The organism is Streptomyces sp. NPDC088915, assembly GCF_044749825.1.
Lineage (GTDB): Bacteria > Actinomycetota > Actinomycetes > Streptomycetales > Streptomycetaceae > Streptomyces.
The window spans coordinates 176,077-195,030 of sequence record NZ_JBIVIR010000008.1 but is presented as its reverse complement, the minus strand read 5'-3'; the positions used below and the strand labels follow the sequence as shown (position 1 = coordinate 195,030).

The window sequence follows — 18,954 nt, the reverse complement described above, 5'->3', positions numbered from 1 at the left end:
CCGGCGCGTCGCGCCCACCGGGAAAAGAACTGCCGGTGCGTCAGAAACGCACCGGCAGGGAAGAGTTGACCGAAAAGCTACCGGCCTCAGCCGACCAGGCTGTCGTCCAGCTCCTCGGTGAGGTTGGACTCGGTCCCGGGGATGCCCAGGTCCTGCGCCCGCTTGTCGGCCATGGCGAGCAGCCGGCGGATCCGGCCGGCCACCGCGTCCTTGGTCAGCGGCGGGTCGGCGAGCGCGCCCAGCTCCTCCAGGGAGGCCTGCTTGTGCTCCATGCGCAGCCGGCCGGCGGCGGCGAGGTGCTCGGGCACCTCCTCGCCGAGGATCTCCAGGGCGCGCTGCACCCGGGCCCCGGCGGCGACCGCGGCGCGGGCCGAGCGGCGCAGGTTGGCGTCGTCGAAGTTGGCCAGGCGGTTGGCGGTGGCGCGGACCTCGCGCCGCATCCGGCGCTCCTCCCAGGCGAGCACCGACTCGTGGGCGCCGAGCCGGGTGAGCAGGGCGCCGATCGCGTCGCCGTCGCGGACGACGACCCGGTCCACGCCCCGTACCTCCCGGGCCTTCGCCGCGATGGAGAGCCGGCGGGCGGCGCCGACCAGGGCGAGGGCGGCCTCCGGGCCCGGGCAGGTGACCTCCAGGGAGGAGGACCGGCCGGGCTCGGTCAGCGAGCCGTGCGCGAGGAAGGCCCCGCGCCAGGCGGCCTCCGCGTCACAGGTGGCCCCGGAGACCACCTGCGGGGGGAGGCCCCGGATCGGGCGGCCCCGGCCGTCGACCAGACCCGTCTGGCGGGCCAGCTGGTCGCCTCCGGCCACCACCCGCACCACGAAGCGCGAGCCGCGCCGCAGACCGCCGGGGGCCATCACGATCAGTTCGGAACTGTGTCCGAAGATCTCCAGGATGTCCCGCTTGAGGCGGCGGGCCGCCATCGCGGTGTCGAGCTCCGCCTCGATCACGATGCGGCCGCTCACCAGGTGCAGCCCGCCCGCGAACCGCAGGATCGACGAGACCTCTGCCTTCCTGCAGCAGGTCCGGGTGACGGGAAGCCGGGAGATCTCGTCCTTCACCGCTGCCGTCATCGCCATGGGCCGATCCTTCCATGCATCCGAAAAATACGGTCGTACGCGGCGGCCAGCAGCTCCGGGTCGTGCTTCGCGGAGCCGTCGGACCGGGCGACCGGCGCCAGCTCGACCGCGGCGCCGAGCCGCTTGGCGGCGTCGGCGAGGGAGTCGCGGTCGGGCACGGCGGCCTCGTCGGCCAGCACCACGTCCAGGGCGAGTTTAGGGGCGTGTCGCCCCAAAACCTCCAAATGACGCTGCGGGGAGAAGCCCTCGGTTTCTCCGGGCTGCGGCGCGAGGTTCAGGGAGAGCACCTTCCGGGCCTTGGTCTCGGCCAGCGCGTCGAGGAGTTCGGGGACCAGGAGGTGCGGGATCACCGAGGAGAACCAGGAGCCGGGGCCCAGGACGACCCAGTCGGCGTCCAGGACCGCGGCGACCGCCTCGGGGACGGCCGGCGGGTCGTTCGGCACGAGGTGCACGGACTGCACCTCGCCGGGGGTGAGCGCCACGGTGGCCTGGCCGGCCACGGTGTCCACGTCGTCCGGGCGGGCCGGGTCGTGGCCCTTGACCAGGGCCTGGAGCTCCAGGGGCACGGCGGACATGGGCAGCACCCGGCCCTGGGCGCCGAGCAGCAGGCCGACCAGGTCCAGGGCCTGCACGGGGTCGCCGAGCTGCTCCCAGAGGGCGACGATCAGCAGGTTGCCGACGGCGTGCCCGTTGATCTCGCCCTTGGACTGGAAGCGGTGCTGGATGACCCGGGCCCAGGTCTGGCCCCAGTCGTCGTCGCCGCAGAGCGCCGCGAGCGCCTTGCGCAGGTCGCCCGGGGGCAGCACGCCGAGCTCCTCGCGGAGCCGGCCGCTGGAGCCGCCGTCGTCGGCGACGGTGACGACGGCGGTGAGGTCGCCGGTGATCCGGCGGAGCGCGGCGAGGGAGGCCGAGAGGCCCATGCCCCCGCCGAGCGCGACGACCTTGGGCTGGGCGCCGCGTCTGCGGAGCGTGCGCCGCACCGTGAGGGTGGAGGCACGCCGGCGGTACGGCTTCACTCGCGCCCCATGTCCCGGTGCACGACGACGGTCTCGACCCCTTCGGAGGCGAGGCGGGCGGCGAGGCGCTCGGCGGTGGCCACCGAGCGGTGCTTGCCGCCCGTGCAGCCGACGGCGATCGTCACGTACCGCTTGCCCTCGCGGCGGTAGCCCGCGGCGATCAGCTGGAGCAGCTCGGTGTAGCGGTCCAGGAACTCCTTGGCGCCGGGCTGGTTGTAGACGTAGTTCGACACCTCCTCGTTGAGACCGGTGAAGGGGCGCAGCTCGGGGACCCAGTGCGGGTTCGGCAGGAAGCGCATGTCCACGACGAGGTCGGCGTCGACGGGCAGGCCGTACTTGAAGCCGAAGGACATCACGGTGGCCCGCAGCTCGGGCTCCTCGTCGCCGGCGAACTGGGCGTCCATCTTGGCGCGCAGCTCGTGGACGTTGAGGCTGGAGGTGTCGATCACGAGGTCGGCGTCGCCGCGCAGCTCGCGCAGCAGGTCGCGCTCGGCGGCGATGCCGTCGGTGATGCGGCCGTCGCCCTGGAGGGGGTGGGGCCTGCGGACCGACTCGAAGCGCCGGACGAGGGCCTCGTCGGAGGACTCCAGGAAGACGATCCGGCGGGTGACCTGCTTGGCGTCGAGGTCGGCGAGGGACTCCCGCAGGTTGTCGAAGAACTGCCGGCCGCGGACGTCCACGACGACGGCGATCCGGGCGACGTTGCCCTGGGAGCGGGCGCCGAGCTCCACCATGGTGGGGATCAGCGCGGGCGGCAGGTTGTCCACGACGAACCAGCCGAGGTCCTCCAGACACTTCGCCGCGGTGGACCGGCCGGCCCCGGACATGCCGGAGATGATCACCAGCTCGGGAATGGCCGCCTCGGCGCCGTTGTCGCCGGGGGTCTCCTTGGTGCCCGTATTGGTGCCCGTACTCACGTGTCCTGCTCCGTCTTCTCGGTGGTGCTCGTCGTGCCGTTCGCGCGCGGCCGTGCCGTGCCGTCCGCGCCGTCCTCCATGATCTCGCCCGTCGCCGTGTTGACGGCGGGGGCGGCCGGGGCCGCCGGGGCGGGAGCCACGTCGTCCTCCAGGATCTCCCCCGTCGCCGTGTTGACGGCCGGGGCGGCGGGAGCCGCCCGGGCCAGGGCCACGACGACCGCCTCCGCGGTCTTCCGGCCCATGCCGGGGACCTCGCAGATCTGCTCGATTGTCGCCTGCCGGAGCCGTTTCACCGAGCCGAAATGCTTGATCAGGGCGTGCTTCCGGGTCTCCCCGAGGCCGGGGACGGCGTCGAGGGGCCCGGTCCTGAGGCGTTTCGTCCGCTTGGAGCGCTGGTAGCGGATGGCGAAGTCGTGAGCCGTGTCACGCACCCGCTGGAGAAGGTACAGGCCCTCGCTGGAGCGGGGCAGCACCACCGGGTCGTCGTCGCCGGGCAGCCAGACCTCCTCCAGGCGCTTGGCGAGGCCGCAGACCGCGACGTCGTCGATGCCGAGCTCGTCGAGGGCGCGCTGCGCGGCGGCGACCTGGGGCTGTCCGCCGTCGACCACGACGAGCTGCGGCGGGTACGCGAACCGCTTGGGGCGCCCGTCGTCCTCGGGGTCCTCGGGCGGGACCTCGCCGTCCCCCCACTCCCCCGTCCTCTCCTTCTCGGCGAGGTAGCGCTTGAAGCGCCGACCGATCACCTCGTGCATGGAGCGGACGTCGTCCTGGCCCTCGAAGCCCTTGATCTGGAAGCGGCGGTACTCGCTCTTGCGGGGCAGCCCGTCCTCGAAGACGACCATGGAGGCCACGACGTCCTCGCCCTGGAGGTGCGAGATGTCGAAGCACTCGATCCGCAGCGGCGCCGAGTCCAGGTCCAGGGCCTCGGCGATCTCCTCCAGGGCCCGGGAGCGGGTGGTGAGGTCGCTGGCCCGCTTGGTCTTGTGGAGCACGAGGCCCTGCTGGGCGTTGCGCGCGACGGTCTCCATCAGGGCCTTCTTGTCGCCGCGCTGGGGCACGCGCAGCGAGACGAGGGAGCCGCGACGGCCGGAGAGCCAGGCGGAGACGGCGTCGGCGTCCTCGGGGAGCGCCGGGACCAGGACCTCCTTGGGGACCGCCTCGCCGCTCTCCTCGCCGTAGAGCTGCTGGAGGGCGTGCTCGACGAGCCCGGCGGTGTCGACGGCCTCGACCTTGTCGGTGACCCAGCCGCGCTGGCCGCGGACGCGTCCGCCGCGCACGTGGAAGATCTGGACGGCGGCCTCCAGCTCGTCCTCGGCGAGGGCGATCAGGTCGGCGTCGGTGGCGTCGGCGAGGACGACCGCGTTCTTCTCCATGGCCCGGCGCAGGGCGGCGATGTCGTCGCGGAGCCGGGCGGCCTTCTCGTACTCCATGTCCTCGGCCGCGATCGTCATCTGCTTCTCCAGACGACGGATGTACGTGCCGGTGCGGCCGGCCATGAAGTCGCTGAACTCCTCGGCCAGTTCGCGGTGCTCCTCGGGACCGACCCGGCCGACGCAGGGCGCCGAGCACTTGCCGATGTAGCCGAGGAGGCAGGGGCGGCCGGCCGAGGCGGCGTTCCGGAAGACGCCGGCCGAGCAGGTGCGGACGGGGAAGACCCGCAGCATGAGGTCGACGGTCTCGCGGATCGCCCACGCGTGCGCGTACGGCCCGAAGTAGCGCACGCCCTTCTTCTTGTGGCCGCGCATGACCTGGACGCGGGGGAACTCCTCGTTCATGGTCACCGCGAGGTACGGGTAGCTCTTGTCGTCCCGGTACTTGACGTTGAACCGGGGGTCGAACTCCTTGATCCAGGAGTACTCCAGCTGGAGCGCCTCGACCTCGGTGGACACGACGGTCCACTCCACGGAGGCGGCCGTGGTCACCATGGTGGCCGTGCGCGGGTGCAGGCTCGTGAGCGGCTGGAAGTAGTTGGCGAGGCGCTGGCGCAGGGACTTCGCCTTGCCGACGTAGATCACCCGGCGGTGCTCGTCGCGGAACTTGTAGACCCCCGGGGAGTCGGGGATCTGACCCGGCTTGGGGCGGTAGCTGGAGGGGTCTGCCATGGTCCCCACCCTACTGGCGGGGACCGACACTCCGACGGGCGCGCGGCCGCGCCCGGCCCCGGTGCGGACGGGGTGGGGACCCGCCCGCACGGGGCCTGCGCGGGCCTGCGCGGGCCTGCGCGGGCCGGGGCGGGGCTGTACCAGGCAGGACCGGGCCGGGCGGGGCCGGGCGGGAGCCGAGGCGGGGCCGGGCCGGGCGCGGCTGGGGCGCGGCCAAGCCGGGATCAGGCCCGACGGGGCCGAAGCCGGGCCGGGACCGGCCGCCGGGTCGGGCCCGGGACCGGCCGCCGGCTCCGGCCGTCGGGTCAGGCCGTCGGGCCGTTCCCGGCCGCCCGGCGGCGGCGTATCGCGGCCCCGGCCGTCAGGGCGAGGGCCAGGGAGACGCCGGCGCCGGCCACGGTGGCGGCGGACGTCCCGGAGCCGTCCGTACGGGGTGCCGGGGCGGCCCGGGGCGCGGGAGCCGCTTGTGCCACGGCCTCCTGCGCTCCGGCCTCCTGTGCCGGGCCCGCCTGTGCGGCGGCCTCCCGCGGCCCGTACCCGCCCGCCGCGCCCTTCTTCGCGTAGGCGGAGCCGGGGAGCTTGTCGCCGTACGCCCGGGCGACCCGCTCCCGGTAGGCGGCGAGGCTCGTCCCGTTCCTCCCGACGGCCCGCACCGCGTCCTCGTCCAGCGGGAGCACCTTCGCGCCCTTCTGGACGTACCAGGCGTCGATCTGCGGCTCGCGGAAGACGAGCCCGCCGGGCAGCAGGCGCCCGCCCTGCTCCGCGTACCGGATCTCGTCGTCGCCGGTGGCGATGTTCACCACCTGCCAGCCGTCCGCCCCCTCGACCGTCCACAGGGAGGCCTTCCGCCCGTCCGGGGCGACGGCCCGGCTGGCGCGGAACTCGACGCGGGCGACCGGGGCGCCGGCCTTCCCGGCGACGAAGTCCGGGGAGAGGATCCGGACCGGGACGGAGGAGCCCTCGACGCGCGGGGCGCCCCCGGCGTCCGGGACGCCCGCCGTACGAGCGGTCCCGGCACCGTGCGCGGCCCCGGCCCCGTCACTGGCGAAGAACCGGGACAGGGTGTCCAGGGTCCCCGGCGCGGAGGCGGCCCGCTCGGGGGTGGGGGCGGACGGCAGGCTCTCGGCGGCGGCCGCCGGGAGGGTGCCGAGGGCGACGAGGGCCGCGGCGGTCAGGAGCCCGGCGGCGGTGGCACGCGCGCGTGTCGTGGTCGCGGTGATCACGGTGGTCACGGTGGTCACGCCCCGATCCGGTAGAGCGAGTGGGTCCAGGAGAAGGAGCCGTTGCTGACGTACCAGGAGTGCGAGGCCCAGTTGTAGCGGTCGCTGGAGGGCCAGGGGTCGCCCCAGTAGACCCAGCTGCTCGCGTCGTCGTAGCCGTAGACCACGTGCATGTGCCCGCCGCCGCTCGACCACTGGATGCGGGTCTCGATCGGCCGGTCGGCGTTGATCTCGGTCTGCACGGTGGGGTAGCGCAGCCAGCCGGTCACGTACGAGCCGGTGCTGATGCCCGCCCAGCTCAGTCCGGTCTGGACGTTGCCGAGGGTGGCCTGGTTGTTGGGGCAGTCGTAGCCCTGCTGGCGGTTGAAGGCGGCGTTGCAGAACTGGTTCTGGCTGTAGGAGCGGCCGAACCAGGTGGCGATGGTGTTGCCGGCCGCCGCCCAGCACCAGTTGGTCTTCTGCTGGGCCTGCATCGTGATGTTCAGCCGCTTGGCGGCGAGGGCCGCCAGGGCGGGGGCGGAGGCGTCCTCACCGGCCGGCGCGGCGGACGCCGAGGTGGTGGGGACGAGGAAGAGGGCGGCCGCGGCGAGCGCCGCGAGGTTCAGCTTTCTTCTGCGCATCGCGTTCCTCCCGGGTGGGGGCGGGGATGTGGAGGAGCGCGTCCGGACGCTGGTCAGGAGCATCTGCCGTTGTCCGGTCCGGGTCAACACGCTTCAATGCGGGATGACATCGGACTGTGAACGGTGTGGCCCGGGTGTGAACGGACGCCCCCGGCCCACCTGCCCGCCCGTCCCCGGCGGTACGACGGTCCGCTCCCCCACCGTGAACGTTCACCGAGGAGTCCTCGTGAGCCACACCGAGGCCGATCTTGCGCAGCTGCTGCACACCGGTCCCTTCCACCTGGCGCTGCGCACCGCGCTCGCCGTGCGCGGGCTGCCGCTCCAGCGGGTCCAGCACCATCTGGCGCACCGGGGGATCAGGGTCGGGGTGACGAGCCTGAGCTACTGGCAGCAGGGGGCCCGCCGCCCGCAGCGGCCGGAGTCCCTGAAGGCCGTCCGGGCCCTGGAGGAGGTGCTCCAGCTCCCGGGGAACTCACTGCTGCGGCTGCTCTCGGAGGACACGGCCGCCCGGTCCGAGGTGGAGCGCCCGGCGGGCCGCTCGTACCGCTCGCTGGTGGAGGCGTCCGGCTCGGTCGAGGAGCTGCTCGCGGAGATGGAGTGCCCGACGGACGGGGGGCTGCACACGGTGGGGCACCACGAGCGGGTGCGGATCGGGGCGGGGCGGGAGCTGGTGGGACGTGAGTCCCAGCACGTGGTGCGGGCGCACCGGGACGGGGTGGACCGCTATCTGGCCGTCCACCACGGGGATCCGGGCTGCGATCCGTCGCGGGTGGTGGTGCGGGCGGTGGAGAACTGCCGGACCGGGCGGGTGCGGTGGCACGCCGGGACGGGGGTGCTGGTCGCGGAGCTGCTCTTCGACGCGCGGCTGCGGGCCGGGGACACGTACCTCTTCTCGTACGGCTTCGAGGACGGTACGGCGGGGGCGAGCGGGGAGTACGTGCGCGGGTTCAGCTTCGCGGGCGGGCAGTACGTGCTCCAGGTGCGCTTCGACGAGGCGGCGCTTCCGGTGCGGTGCCGGAGGTTCGCACAGGTCTCGGCGGGGGCGCCGCGCGGCGGCCGCGCGGAGCTGACCCTGACCGGCCGCCACCGCACGGTGCACCTGCTGGAGCAGGGGGTGCGCCCGGGGATCCTGGGGATCGACTGGGACTGGTCCTGAGGGCCTGAGGTTTTTCGGGGAGCCGGGCCCTCAGACCTTGGGGGCCTCGGCGGTCTCCGGCCCGGCGACGAGTCGGCCGGCCTCGACGCGGATCGGGACCTCGGGGAGCGGGACGGTGGCCGGGCCGCGGAGCGCCTTGCCGGTCGTCACGTCGAAGCGGCTGCCGTGGCAGGGGCAGTTGCCCTCGTTCTCCTCGACCTTGTCGAGGACGCAGCCGGCGTGGGTGCACTGGGCGCTGAAGGCCTTGTACTGGCCCTTGGCGGGGCAGCTCACCACGAGGCGCTGCTCGCGGTAGAGCTTGGAGCCGCCGACGGGGACCTCGTCCGGGGCGCCGAGGGGGACCGGGGCGGTCGGGGTCGGGACCTCGGCGTGACCGAGCTTGGACTCGGTGGAGCAGGCGGCGACCCCCAGCCCGGCGGCACCGGCGAGGGCGGCGCCTTTCAGTACGGTGCGACGGCTGGACTGGCCGGACATGAGCACTCCACGGTGAGATCGGGGACAAGGCACCCAGCGGTGACCGAACCGACGATACCGGCGGGTCCCGCTCCGCGGTCGCGGGGGCCCGGGGCCACGCGCACGAGGACGCGCGGATACGGCGACGCCCCCGGCGCGGGCCCCGCCGGTGTGACGGCGGGGGCCCGTGCGCGGGGGCGCGGCGGTGCGGCAGGGCCCCGGGCGGGGGCCCTGCCGGAAGGCCGGACGGCGGGTCAGGCCCTGCGGGCCCGGGTTCAGGCCTTGCGGGCCCGGGTCGCCGTCTTCTTGGCGGCGGCCTTGGTCGCGGCCGTCTTCGCGGCGGCCGTCTTCTTCGCCGGGGCGGCCTTCTTCGCGGCCGTCGCCGTCTTCTTGGCCGGAGTCTTCTTGGCGGCCGTCTTCTTCGTGCCGCGCGCCGCCGGGATCGCCGCGTCGCTGATCCGGTCGGCGCCGAGGATCTCGCGGAGGAACTTGCCGGTGTGGCTCGCCGGGACCGAGGCGACCTCCTCCGGCGTGCCTTCGGCGACCACCACGCCGCCGCCGCTGCCGCCCTCCGGGCCCATGTCGATGACCCAGTCCGCGGTCTTGATGACGTCGAGGTTGTGCTCGATGACGATCACCGAGTTCCCCTTGTCGACCAGACCGGAGAGGACCTTGATCAGCTTCGAGATGTCCTCGAAGTGCAGACCGGTGGTCGGCTCGTCCAGGACGTAGACCGTGCGGCCCGTCGAGCGCTTCTGCAGCTCGGAGGCGAGCTTCACGCGCTGCGCCTCGCCGCCGGAGAGCGTCGGCGCCGGCTGCCCGAGGCGGACGTAGCCGAGGCCGACCTCGGTCAGGGTGCGCAGGTGGCGGGCGATGGTCGGGACGGCCTCGAAGAAGTCGAGGGCCTCCTCGATCGGCATGTTCAGGACTTCGGCGATGGACTTGCCCTTGTAGTGGACCTCCAGGGTCTCCCGGTTGTACCGGTCGCCGTGGCAGACCTCGCACGGGACGTAGACGTCCGGGAGGAAGTTCATCTCGATCTTGATCGTGCCGTCGCCGGAGCAGTTCTCGCAGCGGCCGCCCTTGACGTTGAAGGAGAAGCGGCCGGGCAGGTAGCCCCGGACCTTGGCCTCCATCGTCTCGGCGAAGAGCTTGCGGACGTGGTCGAAGACGCCGGTGTAGGTCGCCGGGTTCGACCGCGGGGTGCGGCCGATCGGGGACTGGTCGACGTGCACGACCTTGTCGACGAGGTCGTCGCCGTCCACGCGCGTGTGCCGTCCGGGCACCGACTTGGCGCCGTTCAGCTCGCGCGCCAGGTGGGTGTAGAGGATGTCGTTGACCAGGGTCGACTTGCCGGACCCTGAGACGCCGGTGACGGCGGTGAGGACGCCCAGCGGGAAGGAGACGTCGATGTCCCGCAGGTTGTTCTCGCGGGCCCCGTGCACGGTGAGCCGGCGCCCGGGGTCCACCGGCCGGCGGACGTCCGGGGTGGTGATCGCCCGGCGGCCGGACAGGTACTGCCCGGTCATCGACTCCTCGTTGGCGAGGAGCTCCTTCAGGGAGCCGGAGTGGACGACCTTGCCGCCGTGCTCGCCGGCGCCGGGACCGATGTCCACGACCCAGTCGGCCACCTTGATGGTGTCCTCGTCGTGCTCGACCACGATGAGCGTGTTGCCCATGTCCCGGAGCCGCACCAGGGTCTCGATCAGCCGGTGGTTGTCGCGCTGGTGGAGGCCGATGGAGGGCTCGTCGAGCACGTAGAGCACGCCGACCAGGCCGGAGCCGATCTGGGTGGCGAGCCGGATGCGCTGGGCCTCGCCGCCGGAGAGCGTCCCGGCGGCCCGGTTGAGCGAGAGGTAGTCGAGGCCGACGTCGACGAGGAAGCGCAGCCGCTCGTTGACCTCCTTGAGGACCCGCTCGGCGATCTTCTTGTCGCGGGCGCTCAGGGTGAGCCGGGAGAGGAACTCGGCGCAGTCGCTGATGGACATCGCGGAGACCTCGGCGATGGACTTGTCCATGACCGTGACCGCGAGCACGATCGGCTTGAGCCGGGTGCCCTCGCAGGTGGGGCAGGGCACCTCGCGCATGTAGCCCTCGAAGCGCTCGCGGCTGGAGTCGCTCTCGGCCTCGGTGTGGCGCCGCTTGACGAAGGAGACGGCACCCTCGAAGGCCGGGGTGGTGTACGCCCGCTCCCGTCCGTACCGGTTGCGGTAGCGGACCTCGACCTGGGTCTTGTGGCCGTGCATCAGGGCCTTCTTGGCGCGCTGCGGCAGCCCCGCGTACGGGATGTCCGTGCGGAAGCCGAGGGCCTGGGAGAGGCCGCCGATGAGCCGGCCGAAGTACTCCTTGGTGTGGCCGTGCGACCAGGGGTGGATGGCGCCCTCGTCGAGGGACTTGTCCTCGTCGGGGACGATCAGCTCCGGGTCGACCTCCATGCGGGTGCCGATGCCGGTGCAGTCCGGGCAGGCGCCGAAGGGCGAGTTGAAGGAGAAGGAGCGCGGCTCCAGCTCCTCGAAGGAGAGGTCGTCGTACGGGCAGTAGAGGTGCTCCGAGTACATCTTCTCGCGCTCGGGGTCGTCCTCGGGGAGGTCGACGAAGTCGAGCACGACCATGCCGCCGGAGAGTCCGAGCGCGGTCTCGACGGAGTCGGTGAGCCGGCGCTTGGCGCTGTCCTTGACGGTGAGGCGGTCGACGACCACCTCGATGGTGTGCTTCTCCTGCTTCTTGAGCGTCGGCGGCTCGCTGAGCTGCACGGTCGCGCCGTCGACCCGGGCGCGGCTGTAGCCCTTGGTCTGGAGGTCGGCGAAGAGGTCGACGAACTCGCCCTTGCGCTCGCGCACGAGCGGGGAGAGCACCTGGAAGCGGCTGCCCTCGGGCAGCTCCAGGACCCTGTCGACGATGGCCTGCGGCGACTGGCGCGAGATGGGGCGGTGGCACTCGGGACAGTGCGGCTTGCCGATGCGCGCGAAGAGCAGGCGGAGGTAGTCGTAGACCTCGGTGATGGTGCCGACCGTCGAGCGCGGGTTGCGCGAGGTCGACTTCTGGTCGATGGAGACGGCGGGCGACAGACCTTCGATGAAGTCGACGTCCGGCTTGTCCATCTGACCGAGGAACTGCCGGGCGTACGAGGAGAGCGACTCGACGTACCGGCGCTGCCCCTCGGCGAAGATCGTGTCGAACGCGAGGGAGGACTTGCCCGACCCCGAGAGCCCGGTGAAGACGATGAGGGAGTCACGCGGGAGATCGAGGGAGACGTTCTTGAGGTTGTGCTCGCGAGCGCCACGGACGATGAGACGGTCGGCCACGCCGGTCCGCACCTTTCTTGAGAGAGCGGATGTGCCTACACACCAACAACCGGGAGCGCCGGATGCTTCCATCGAGCGTATAGCACGTGCATTCGATTTCCGGTCGTCCGGAGACCGCTTCACCCGAACGAGTGGTCCGGCCCGGTCGGCGCTAAGGTCGGCGCCATGATCGACCACGAGCGTGACCTTGTTTCCGTGCGGGAGGCGACCGATCGGCTCCTGGACGCCGCCGCCTCCTGGGACAACGCCGCGACGGCCGAGCCGTCACGGCTTCCGGGCTGGACCCGCGGCCATGTCCTCGCCCATCTCGCCCGCAACGCCGACGCCCTGGTGAACGTCCTCGAAGGGCGCCCCATGTACCCGGACGCCGCGACCCGCGAGGCCGACATCGAGCGCGACGCGCACCGCCCGCTCGACGCGCAGCTCGCCGACGTGCGCGAGAGCGCCGACCGGCTGCGGGCCGTGGGCGAGAGGCCCGCCGACTGGAGCCGGACGGTCGAGCTGCGCAACGGCGTCACCGACAGCGCGGCCCGGGTCCCCTTCCGCCGCTGGGTGGAGGTGGCCCTGCACCACGTCGACCTGGGCGCCGGCTACGAGCTGGAGGACCTGCCGGAGGAGTTCGTGCTGCGGGAGGTCGAGTTCCTCGCCGACCGCTGGTCGGGACGACCGGGGGTGCCCCCGGTGACCCTCCGCCTCGATCCCGAGGAGGGCCCCGCCTGGCACACCGGCGGCACCGAGGGCACTCCCGTCGTCCTCGCCGGCACCGGTCCCGACCTGCTCGGCTGGCTGTCCGGCCGCGGCGACAAGGGCGCCCGTCTCGTCGTCCTCTCCGGCGACGGCCTCCCGGACCTGCCCCCGCTATAGGCTGAGCGCATGACGTACAGCGGAGTGGTGAGGGTCGGCGGCCCTGCGGACGTGCACGAGCTGGCGGACCTGATGATCTCGAAGGTCGCGGTCGGTCCGATGGACAACAACGCGTACCTGCTGCGCTGCCGGGCGACCGGCGAGCAGCTGCTGGTCGACGCGGCGAACGAGGCCGAGACCCTGCTCACGCTGATCGGTGACGACGGCATCACCGCCGTCGTCACCACCCACCGGCACGGCGACCACTGGCAGGCCCTGGCCGAGGTGGTCGCCGCGACCGGCGCGCGCACCTACGCGGGCGCGTACGACGCGGAGGGCATCCCGGTCACGACCGACGTGCCCGTCGAGGACGGCGACACGATCCGGGTGGGCCGGGTCGAGCTGACCGCGCGCCGGCTCGTCGGTCACACCCCGGGCTCGATCGCCCTCGTCTACGACGACCCGCACGGCCACCCGCACGTCTTCACCGGCGACTGCCTCTTCCCCGGCGGCGTGGGCAACACCCACAAGGACCCGGAGGCCTTCGCGAGCCTGCTCCACGACGTGGAGACCAAGCTCTTCGAGGCCCTCCCGGACGAGTCCTGGGTCTACCCGGGCCACGGCAAGGACACCACGCTCGGTGACGAGCGCCCCCACCTCTCGGAGTGGCGCGAGCGCGGCTGGTGACCGGACGGCGGACGGAGGGCGCGCGCCCCACCAGCGGCACGCTTCCGCACGCCCCCGTGGACGGGGCGGCCGACGGGTAGATCGCGGAACATGTACCGCCGTCACTCTCCGTCGTCCTCCCCCGGCCCGTCGATGGGCCGGATCGCCGCCGCCTCGCTCGTCGGCACCGCCGTCGAGTTCTTCGACTTCTACGTCTACGGGACCGCCGCCGCCCTCGTCCTGGGGCCGCTCTTCTTCCCGACCTTCTCCCCGCTCGCCGGGACCCTGGCCGCGTTCGGCACCTTCGCCGTCGGGTTCGTGGCCCGGCCGCTCGGCTCGGTCCTCTTCGGCCACGTCGGCGACCGGTACGGCCGACGTCCCGTCCTCTTCGCCTCGCTGCTCCTGACCGGCTGCGCCACGGTCGCGGTCGGCTGCGTCCCCACGTACGCGACGCTCGGCATCGCCGCCCCCGCGCTGCTGCTCCTGCTGCGCTTCCTCCAGGGGCTCGGTCTGGGCGGCGAGTGGGGCGGGGCGGTGCTGCTCACCGCCGAGCACGCCCCGGAGCACCGGCGCGCGCTGTGGGCGAGCTTCCCGCAGATCGGCCCGGCGGTCGGCTTCCTCCTGGCGAACGGGACGATGCTGGGGCTCACGGCCGGGCTGAGCGACGCGGAGTTCCGGTCCTGGGGCTGGCGGGTGCCGTTCTGGGCCGCGGGGCTGCTCGCGGCGGGCGGGCTGCTGCTGCGCTCCTCGCTCGCGGAGACCCCGCAGTTCGAGGAGCTGTCCGCGTCCGGGCGGCGGGCGGGCGCACCGCTGGCCGAGGTCGTCCGGAACCACTGGCGGCTCGTGCTGCTGACGGCGGGGGCCCTCGCGGTCGGGTACGCCGTCTTCTACGCGGTCTCCACCTGGGCCCTGGCCTACGGCACCGGGCGGCTCGGTCTGAGCGGTCCGGTGATGCTGGGCTGCGTCATGGCGGCGGTGGCGGTGATGGGCGCGGCCACCCCGTTCGTGGCGCTCCTCGCCGACCGCCGGGGCCGCCGGACGCTCTGTCTGGCCGGGTGCGCGGGCTGCGCGCTCTGGATGTTCCCGATGGTGGCGCTGCTGCACACCGCGCGGCCGCCGCTGATGTTCCTCGGTTTCCTGGGCGCGCTGCTGGCCTTCATCACGATGTTCGCGGTGGTCTCCGCGTACCTGCCGGAGCTGTACGAGCCCCGGGTCCGCTGTACGGGCGCGGCCGTCGGCTACAACCTCGCGGGCGTCCTCGGCGGCGCCCTGACCCCCCTCGCGGCCACCGCGCTCTCCGAGGGCGGTTCCGGCCCGCCGTGGGGCGTGGCGGCCTATCTGACCCTGGTGGCCCTGGTCAGCCTGGGCTGCTTCGCGCTGCTCCCGGAGACCCTGCCGGTACGCGCAGCCGTGGAGGAGCCCGTACCGGCCCGCTGAGGGGCGGAAGAACGGCGAGGGCCGGCCGGGGAGGGGGATCCCGGGCCGGCCGTCGCCGTGTGTGCCGCGTCAGGCGCCGATGCTGTCCTTCTCGGTGCCGTCGGCGTCGGCCACGCTCTGGGCTGCCTCCCGCTCGGCCTGCCGCTTGGAGGCGATCAGGCTGGTGATCGTGGTGATGATCAGAACACCGCAGATGACCGCGAGGGAGACCGGGATGGAGATCTCCGGGACGTGCACCCCGGACTCGTGCAGGGCGTGCAGCACCAGCTTGACGCCGATGAAGCCGAGGATCACCGACAGGCCGTAGCTGAGGTGGACCAGCTTCTTGAGCAGGCCGCCGATCAGGAAGTACAGCTGCCGCAGACCCATGAGGGCGAAGGCGTTGGCGGTGAAGACGATGTACGGGTCCTGGGTGAGGCCGAAGATCGCCGGGATCGAGTCGAGGGCGAAGAGGATGTCGGTGGTGCCGATGGCCAGCATGACCACCATCAGCGGGGTCAGCACCCGCTTGCCGTTGACACGGATGAAGAGCTTGGTGCCGTGGTACCGGTCGGCGACGCCGAACTTCTTCTCGACGCTCTTGAGGAGGCGGTTCTCCTCGAACTCGTCCTCCTCCTCGTCGGCCCGCGCCTCCTGGATGAGCTTCCAGGCGGTGTAGATCAGGAACGCGCCGAAGATGTAGAAGACCCAGGAGAAGCTCGCGATGATCGCGGCGCCGGCGGCGATGAAGATCGCGCGGAGCACCAGGGCGATCAGCACACCGATCAGGAGCACGCGCTGCTGGAGGTGCGAGGGGACCGAGAACTTCGCCATGATCAGGACGAAGACGAAGAGGTTGTCGACGCTGAGCGACTTCTCGGTGATGTATCCGGCGAAGAACTCGCCGGACGCCTGGGCGTTGCCGAAGAACAGCAGGCCGAGCCCGAAGAGCGCGGCGAGCACGATCCAGACGACCGTCCAGATTCCGGCTTCCTTGACCGACACGTCATGGGGCTTGCGCCCGATGAAGAAGTCGGCACCGATCAGGGCACCCAGACCGAGAATGGTCAGGACCCACATGGTCGTTGAAACGTCCATTGCGCCTCCGGCGTCGTACGGCTACTGATCAGCGTCGTCGCTGCCGGAGGTCTCTTCCACCCGGGCGGCGGGCTGACCAGCCGCCGGGCCGACGCCCCGGGATCGGATCATGGGGATCCGTCCGTACTGACGGGCACGCCGCGCTTGGGGAGTACTCCCCTCCGCGTGAAGAACACTACCCGAAACACCAAGAGAAGGTAAAGGGCAGGGTAAAGGATCATCAAAACGCCAGTTCAGAACCGCTTCCCCTGGCGAGCGGATGCCACGTGGGCGAGGACCTGCCGCAGGACCCCGCTGCCCGGCGGGAGGACCGGCGGCTCGTACGACCAGGCGTGTCCCACCCACGGGTCGGCGAGGTGGTCGTCGGGGACGGGGGTGAGCCGCAGCAGCGAGCGCCACAGGGGGTCGAGCAGCGGCCCGTACGCGGCCGCGTCCGCCCGGTCCGCCACCATCAGCAGGTGGACGCCGACCGAGGGCCCCTCGTCGGCGAGGTACCGGAGCCGGGTGACCGCCCGGTCGTCGAAGCCGTGCGGGAAGTCGTGCACGATCAGCAGTTGCCGGGCCGTGTCCAGGCCGGGCGGCAGCGCGTCGGCCGCACCGCCCCGCAGCGCCATCTGGAGCAGGTCGACCCGCTCGGTGAGCTGTTCCAGGACCGCCGAGACGCCGACCGCGCCCCGGGCCGGCGGGGCCGCGAGGACGCCCGACTCCACGAGCGGGGCGAGGGACGCGGCGCCCGCTCCGGCCGCGTCGAGGACGTGGACGGCGAAGCCGCCCGCCGGGTGCGCCGCGAGCAGCCGGGCGGCGTGCGCGACCGCGCTGTCCAGGGCGAGCCGCCGCAGCTCGGCCTCGTCGAGGAGACCGGCCGCCTCCGAGTGCCCGCGCCCGCTGTCCACCCACAGCCCCCGCTCCAGCGGCAGCCGGACCAGCATGGGGATCCGCAGGTCGGTCCGCTCGGGCAGGTGGAGGTCGCCGAGCCGGACGGCGAGCGGCTCCTCGGCCGGGACCCGGTAGGCGTGCCAGACGGGATTGTCCCAGCGGGCGTAGGCGGGCGGCAGGGCCGGTTCGACGACCTCGGACTCGGCCGCGAGCTGGGCGAGGTCCCGGTCCAGGACCGCCCGGGCCCGCTCCACCAGCTCGTCGTGCCGGGCCCGTGCGGCCGCCCGGGCGGCGTCGTTCGCGCCCCCGTTCCGGTCGCGGTAGTCGGAGAGGGTCCGGTCGAGCTCCCGGTCGAGCCGGGACTCGGCGAAGTCGCAGGCGCTGCGGTAGGCGGCGGCGGTGCGGGCCAGGTCCTCGAACATCCCCCACACCTGGTTGTACAGGCGCTCGTCCATGGACCAGCCGGAGGCGTCCCCGGCGACCGGCACGGGCGGCGCCTGGGGCGGGGCCTGCGGCGGCTCCGGCGCGGCGGCGGGCCCGCGGCGGGGGTGGGAGTAGTCGATGGGACCGCCCGTGGCCCGCGCGTCCGTGCCCTGCGGCGGGGTCACCGGCACGGTCGGCGTCGGGTCGGAGACGACCGGCGGGAGGGGCGGGGGCGGAGGCGTGGGGTCCGACGCCGCCGGGGCGGCGGGGGCCGGGACGACCGGGGTGGCCAGGGGCGTGGGGTGATCCGAGCCGGTCGGAAGCACCGGGGCCGGGAGGGCGGGGTCCGGGGTCGCCGGAGGCGTCGACCGCGGCACCCGCTCCGGTTCGGGGACGCGCGCCTGCGGGGCGGTCGCCGCGGGGGCGGGCTCCGGGGCGACGGCGGCCAGGATCGCCGCGGCCACGTCGGCGGACCGCTCCAGGCCCTGGTCGCCCAGGAGGGCGGCGAGCCCTCCCTCGTACCCCTGGCCCATGGCGCGGACCTTCCAGGCGCCCTGGCGGCGGTACAGCTCCAGGGCGACGACGGCGGACTCGCTGTCGAGCCCGGTGACGGTGTAGTTGGCGATCTCGGTGCCGTCGGATCCGGCGACGGAGACGAAGGGGGCGGCGATCGCTCCGAAGCGGGCCGCTCCGCCGTGTCCGGTCAGCGCCAGGAGGACCGAGATCCGGTGGACGGTCCCGGGCATGGCCCCCAGGTCGACGGAGAGCCGGTGGTCGGCGGCCGCCGCCCTGGGGACGTCGACGCCGGGGAGCGAGGGCGCGCCGGGGTGGGCGATCCACTCCGCGCCGGGGACCCGGCCCGCCTCGTCGGCGAGGGTGGCTCCGGCGAGGACCGGATGACCGGCCGACACCCGGATCTCAAGGCGGGTGTCGGGCAGGGGGTGGTTCTGTCCCCGGACCAGCTCGGCCGTCATCGGCTCTGTCCCCTCGGTTCTTCCCGTCGTGGTGCCGACGGATCGGTCGCGGATCGAACGGATCGTACGCGCCCGGGCCGTGCGGCCGGTCCGGGCGGATCATGCGGGACAGCTCCCGGCGGCGGCTGCCTCCGGGAGCTGTGGGTGCGTGGTGCGCGGGCCGCCTACAGGTGCGGCAGGATCGCCGGCATCAGGTCCTGGAAGGTGCGGCCGTTGGCCGGGTTGCCCAGGGCGGTCATCTGCCAGCCGGAGCCGGCCCGGTGCACCTTCGCCATGATCTGCGCGGTGTAGCGGCCGCCGCCGTCGAGGGTGTAGCGCGCCAGCTCCTGCCCGTTCGTCTCGTCGACGAGCCGGCAGAAGGCGTTCTGCACCTCCTGGAACGTCTGGCCGGTGAAGGAGTTCACCGTGAAGACGATCTGGTCGATGTGGACCGGGACCCGCTCCAGGTCGACGAGGATCGCCTCGTCGTCGCCGCCCTGCCCCGCGCCGCCCACCAGGTTGTCGCCGGTGTGCTTGACCGAGCCGTCGTCGCTGACCAGGTGCCGGAAGAAGACCACGTCGACCGGCTGCTTGTCGGCGAAGAGGACGGCCGAGGCGTCCAGGTCGATCTCGCGGGTGCGCGAGCCGAAGAGACCGCGGCGCGGCGCCGCCTGCCAGCCGAGCCCCATCCGCACCTGGGTGAGGCTGCCCCCGCCCTTCTTCTCCAGGCTGATGGCCTGACCCTTGGTCATGTTCACGGTCACGCGCGTGCCCCTCTCGTTGCGTTCCCCCGCGCCCGCTGTCCGGTGCGTGC

The 18,954-nt window shown here is 73.2% G+C and carries 15 protein-coding genes; 4 read left to right on the top strand and 11 right to left on the bottom strand.

The features are described 5' to 3' along the window. Nucleotides 1-86 precede the first annotated feature (86 nt). The 6 genes from whiA to ACIP5O_RS16915 form a co-directional block, all read right to left on the bottom strand. Nucleotides 87-1,076, bottom strand: a complete 990-nt coding sequence (gene whiA, locus ACIP5O_RS16940) for a DNA-binding protein WhiA (RefSeq protein WP_030205188.1) — start codon at nucleotides 1,074-1,076, stop codon at nucleotides 87-89. Then, entirely contained in the window at nucleotides 1,067-2,092 is a 1,026-nt protein-coding gene (gene yvcK / locus ACIP5O_RS16935) for a uridine diphosphate-N-acetylglucosamine-binding protein YvcK (protein WP_401293883.1), read from the bottom strand. Before yvcK ends, whiA begins: the two co-directional genes overlap by 10 nt. Beyond that, nucleotides 2,089-3,009: an RNase adapter RapZ gene (gene rapZ, locus ACIP5O_RS16930; RefSeq protein WP_401293880.1), complete on the bottom strand. Its 921-nt coding sequence runs from the start codon at nucleotides 3,007-3,009 to the stop codon at nucleotides 2,089-2,091. Before rapZ ends, yvcK begins: the two co-directional genes overlap by 4 nt. Beyond that, nucleotides 3,006-5,111 carry an excinuclease ABC subunit UvrC gene (gene uvrC, locus ACIP5O_RS16925; protein ID WP_401293877.1) on the bottom strand — a complete coding sequence of 702 codons (2,106 nt, stop codon included), beginning with the start codon at nucleotides 5,109-5,111 and terminating at the stop codon, nucleotides 3,006-3,008. Before uvrC ends, rapZ begins: the two co-directional genes overlap by 4 nt. Before the next feature lie 305 nt (nucleotides 5,112-5,416). Next, the gene (locus ACIP5O_RS16920; protein ID WP_401293875.1) at nucleotides 5,417-6,352 is read right to left on the bottom strand and encodes a hypothetical protein; all 936 of its coding nucleotides are present in this window, start codon (nucleotides 6,350-6,352) and stop codon (nucleotides 5,417-5,419) included. Further along, complete coding sequence (locus ACIP5O_RS16915; protein WP_401293872.1) at nucleotides 6,349-6,951, bottom strand: papain-like cysteine protease family protein; 603 nt, start codon at nucleotides 6,949-6,951, stop codon at nucleotides 6,349-6,351. The genes ACIP5O_RS16920 and ACIP5O_RS16915 overlap by 4 nt, the downstream gene beginning before the upstream one ends. Before the next feature lie 226 nt (nucleotides 6,952-7,177). Between ACIP5O_RS16915 and ACIP5O_RS16910 the strand changes: the two genes are divergently transcribed. After that, nucleotides 7,178-8,107, top strand: coding sequence for a hypothetical protein (locus tag ACIP5O_RS16910; protein ID WP_356546355.1), 930 nt, complete (start codon nucleotides 7,178-7,180; stop codon nucleotides 8,105-8,107). Nucleotides 8,108-8,137: 30 nt separating this feature from the next. Here the strand turns inward: ACIP5O_RS16910 and ACIP5O_RS16905 are convergent, their stop codons facing one another. Together ACIP5O_RS16905 and uvrA are read right to left on the bottom strand one after the other, a co-directional pair. Beyond that, nucleotides 8,138-8,581 carry a Rieske (2Fe-2S) protein gene (locus ACIP5O_RS16905; RefSeq protein ID WP_401293869.1) on the bottom strand — a complete coding sequence of 148 codons (444 nt, stop codon included), beginning with the start codon at nucleotides 8,579-8,581 and terminating at the stop codon, nucleotides 8,138-8,140. A gap of 254 nt (nucleotides 8,582-8,835) precedes the next feature. Continuing rightward, entirely contained in the window at nucleotides 8,836-11,865 is a 3,030-nt protein-coding gene (gene uvrA / locus ACIP5O_RS16900) for an excinuclease ABC subunit UvrA (RefSeq protein ID WP_401293867.1), read from the bottom strand. 165 nt (nucleotides 11,866-12,030) lie between these two features. Here uvrA and ACIP5O_RS16895 point away from each other — a divergent pair, with 165 nt between their 5' ends. From ACIP5O_RS16895 to ACIP5O_RS16885, 3 genes are all read left to right on the top strand, one after another. Next, nucleotides 12,031-12,729, top strand: coding sequence for a maleylpyruvate isomerase family mycothiol-dependent enzyme (locus ACIP5O_RS16895; RefSeq protein ID WP_401293864.1), 699 nt, complete (start codon nucleotides 12,031-12,033; stop codon nucleotides 12,727-12,729). Nucleotides 12,730-12,738: 9 nt separating this feature from the next. Continuing rightward, a complete protein-coding gene (locus ACIP5O_RS16890; RefSeq protein ID WP_401293861.1) occupies nucleotides 12,739-13,395 on the top strand; it encodes an MBL fold metallo-hydrolase in 657 nt (218 codons plus the stop codon). A 132-nt stretch (nucleotides 13,396-13,527) separates the two neighbouring features. After that, complete coding sequence (locus ACIP5O_RS16885) at nucleotides 13,528-14,811, top strand: MFS transporter (RefSeq protein WP_401294177.1); 1,284 nt, start codon at nucleotides 13,528-13,530, stop codon at nucleotides 14,809-14,811. Nucleotides 14,812-14,880: 69 nt separating this feature from the next. Here the strand turns inward: ACIP5O_RS16885 and ACIP5O_RS16880 are convergent, their stop codons facing one another. The 3 genes from ACIP5O_RS16880 to ACIP5O_RS16870 all read right to left on the bottom strand — a co-directional run bounded on the left by ACIP5O_RS16880 (nucleotide 14,881) and on the right by ACIP5O_RS16870 (nucleotide 18,904). After that, the gene (locus tag ACIP5O_RS16880) at nucleotides 14,881-15,888 is read right to left on the bottom strand and encodes a TerC/Alx family metal homeostasis membrane protein (protein ID WP_401293859.1); all 1,008 of its coding nucleotides are present in this window, start codon (nucleotides 15,886-15,888) and stop codon (nucleotides 14,881-14,883) included. A gap of 233 nt (nucleotides 15,889-16,121) precedes the next feature. Further along, nucleotides 16,122-18,161, bottom strand: coding sequence for a TerD family protein (locus ACIP5O_RS16875; protein WP_401293856.1), 2,040 nt, complete (start codon nucleotides 18,159-18,161; stop codon nucleotides 16,122-16,124). A 164-nt stretch (nucleotides 18,162-18,325) separates the two neighbouring features. Then, on the bottom strand, nucleotides 18,326-18,904 hold the full coding sequence (locus ACIP5O_RS16870) for a TerD family protein (RefSeq protein ID WP_121833958.1): 579 nt from the start codon (nucleotides 18,902-18,904) through the stop codon (nucleotides 18,326-18,328). Between the last annotated feature and the right edge of the window lie 50 nt (nucleotides 18,905-18,954).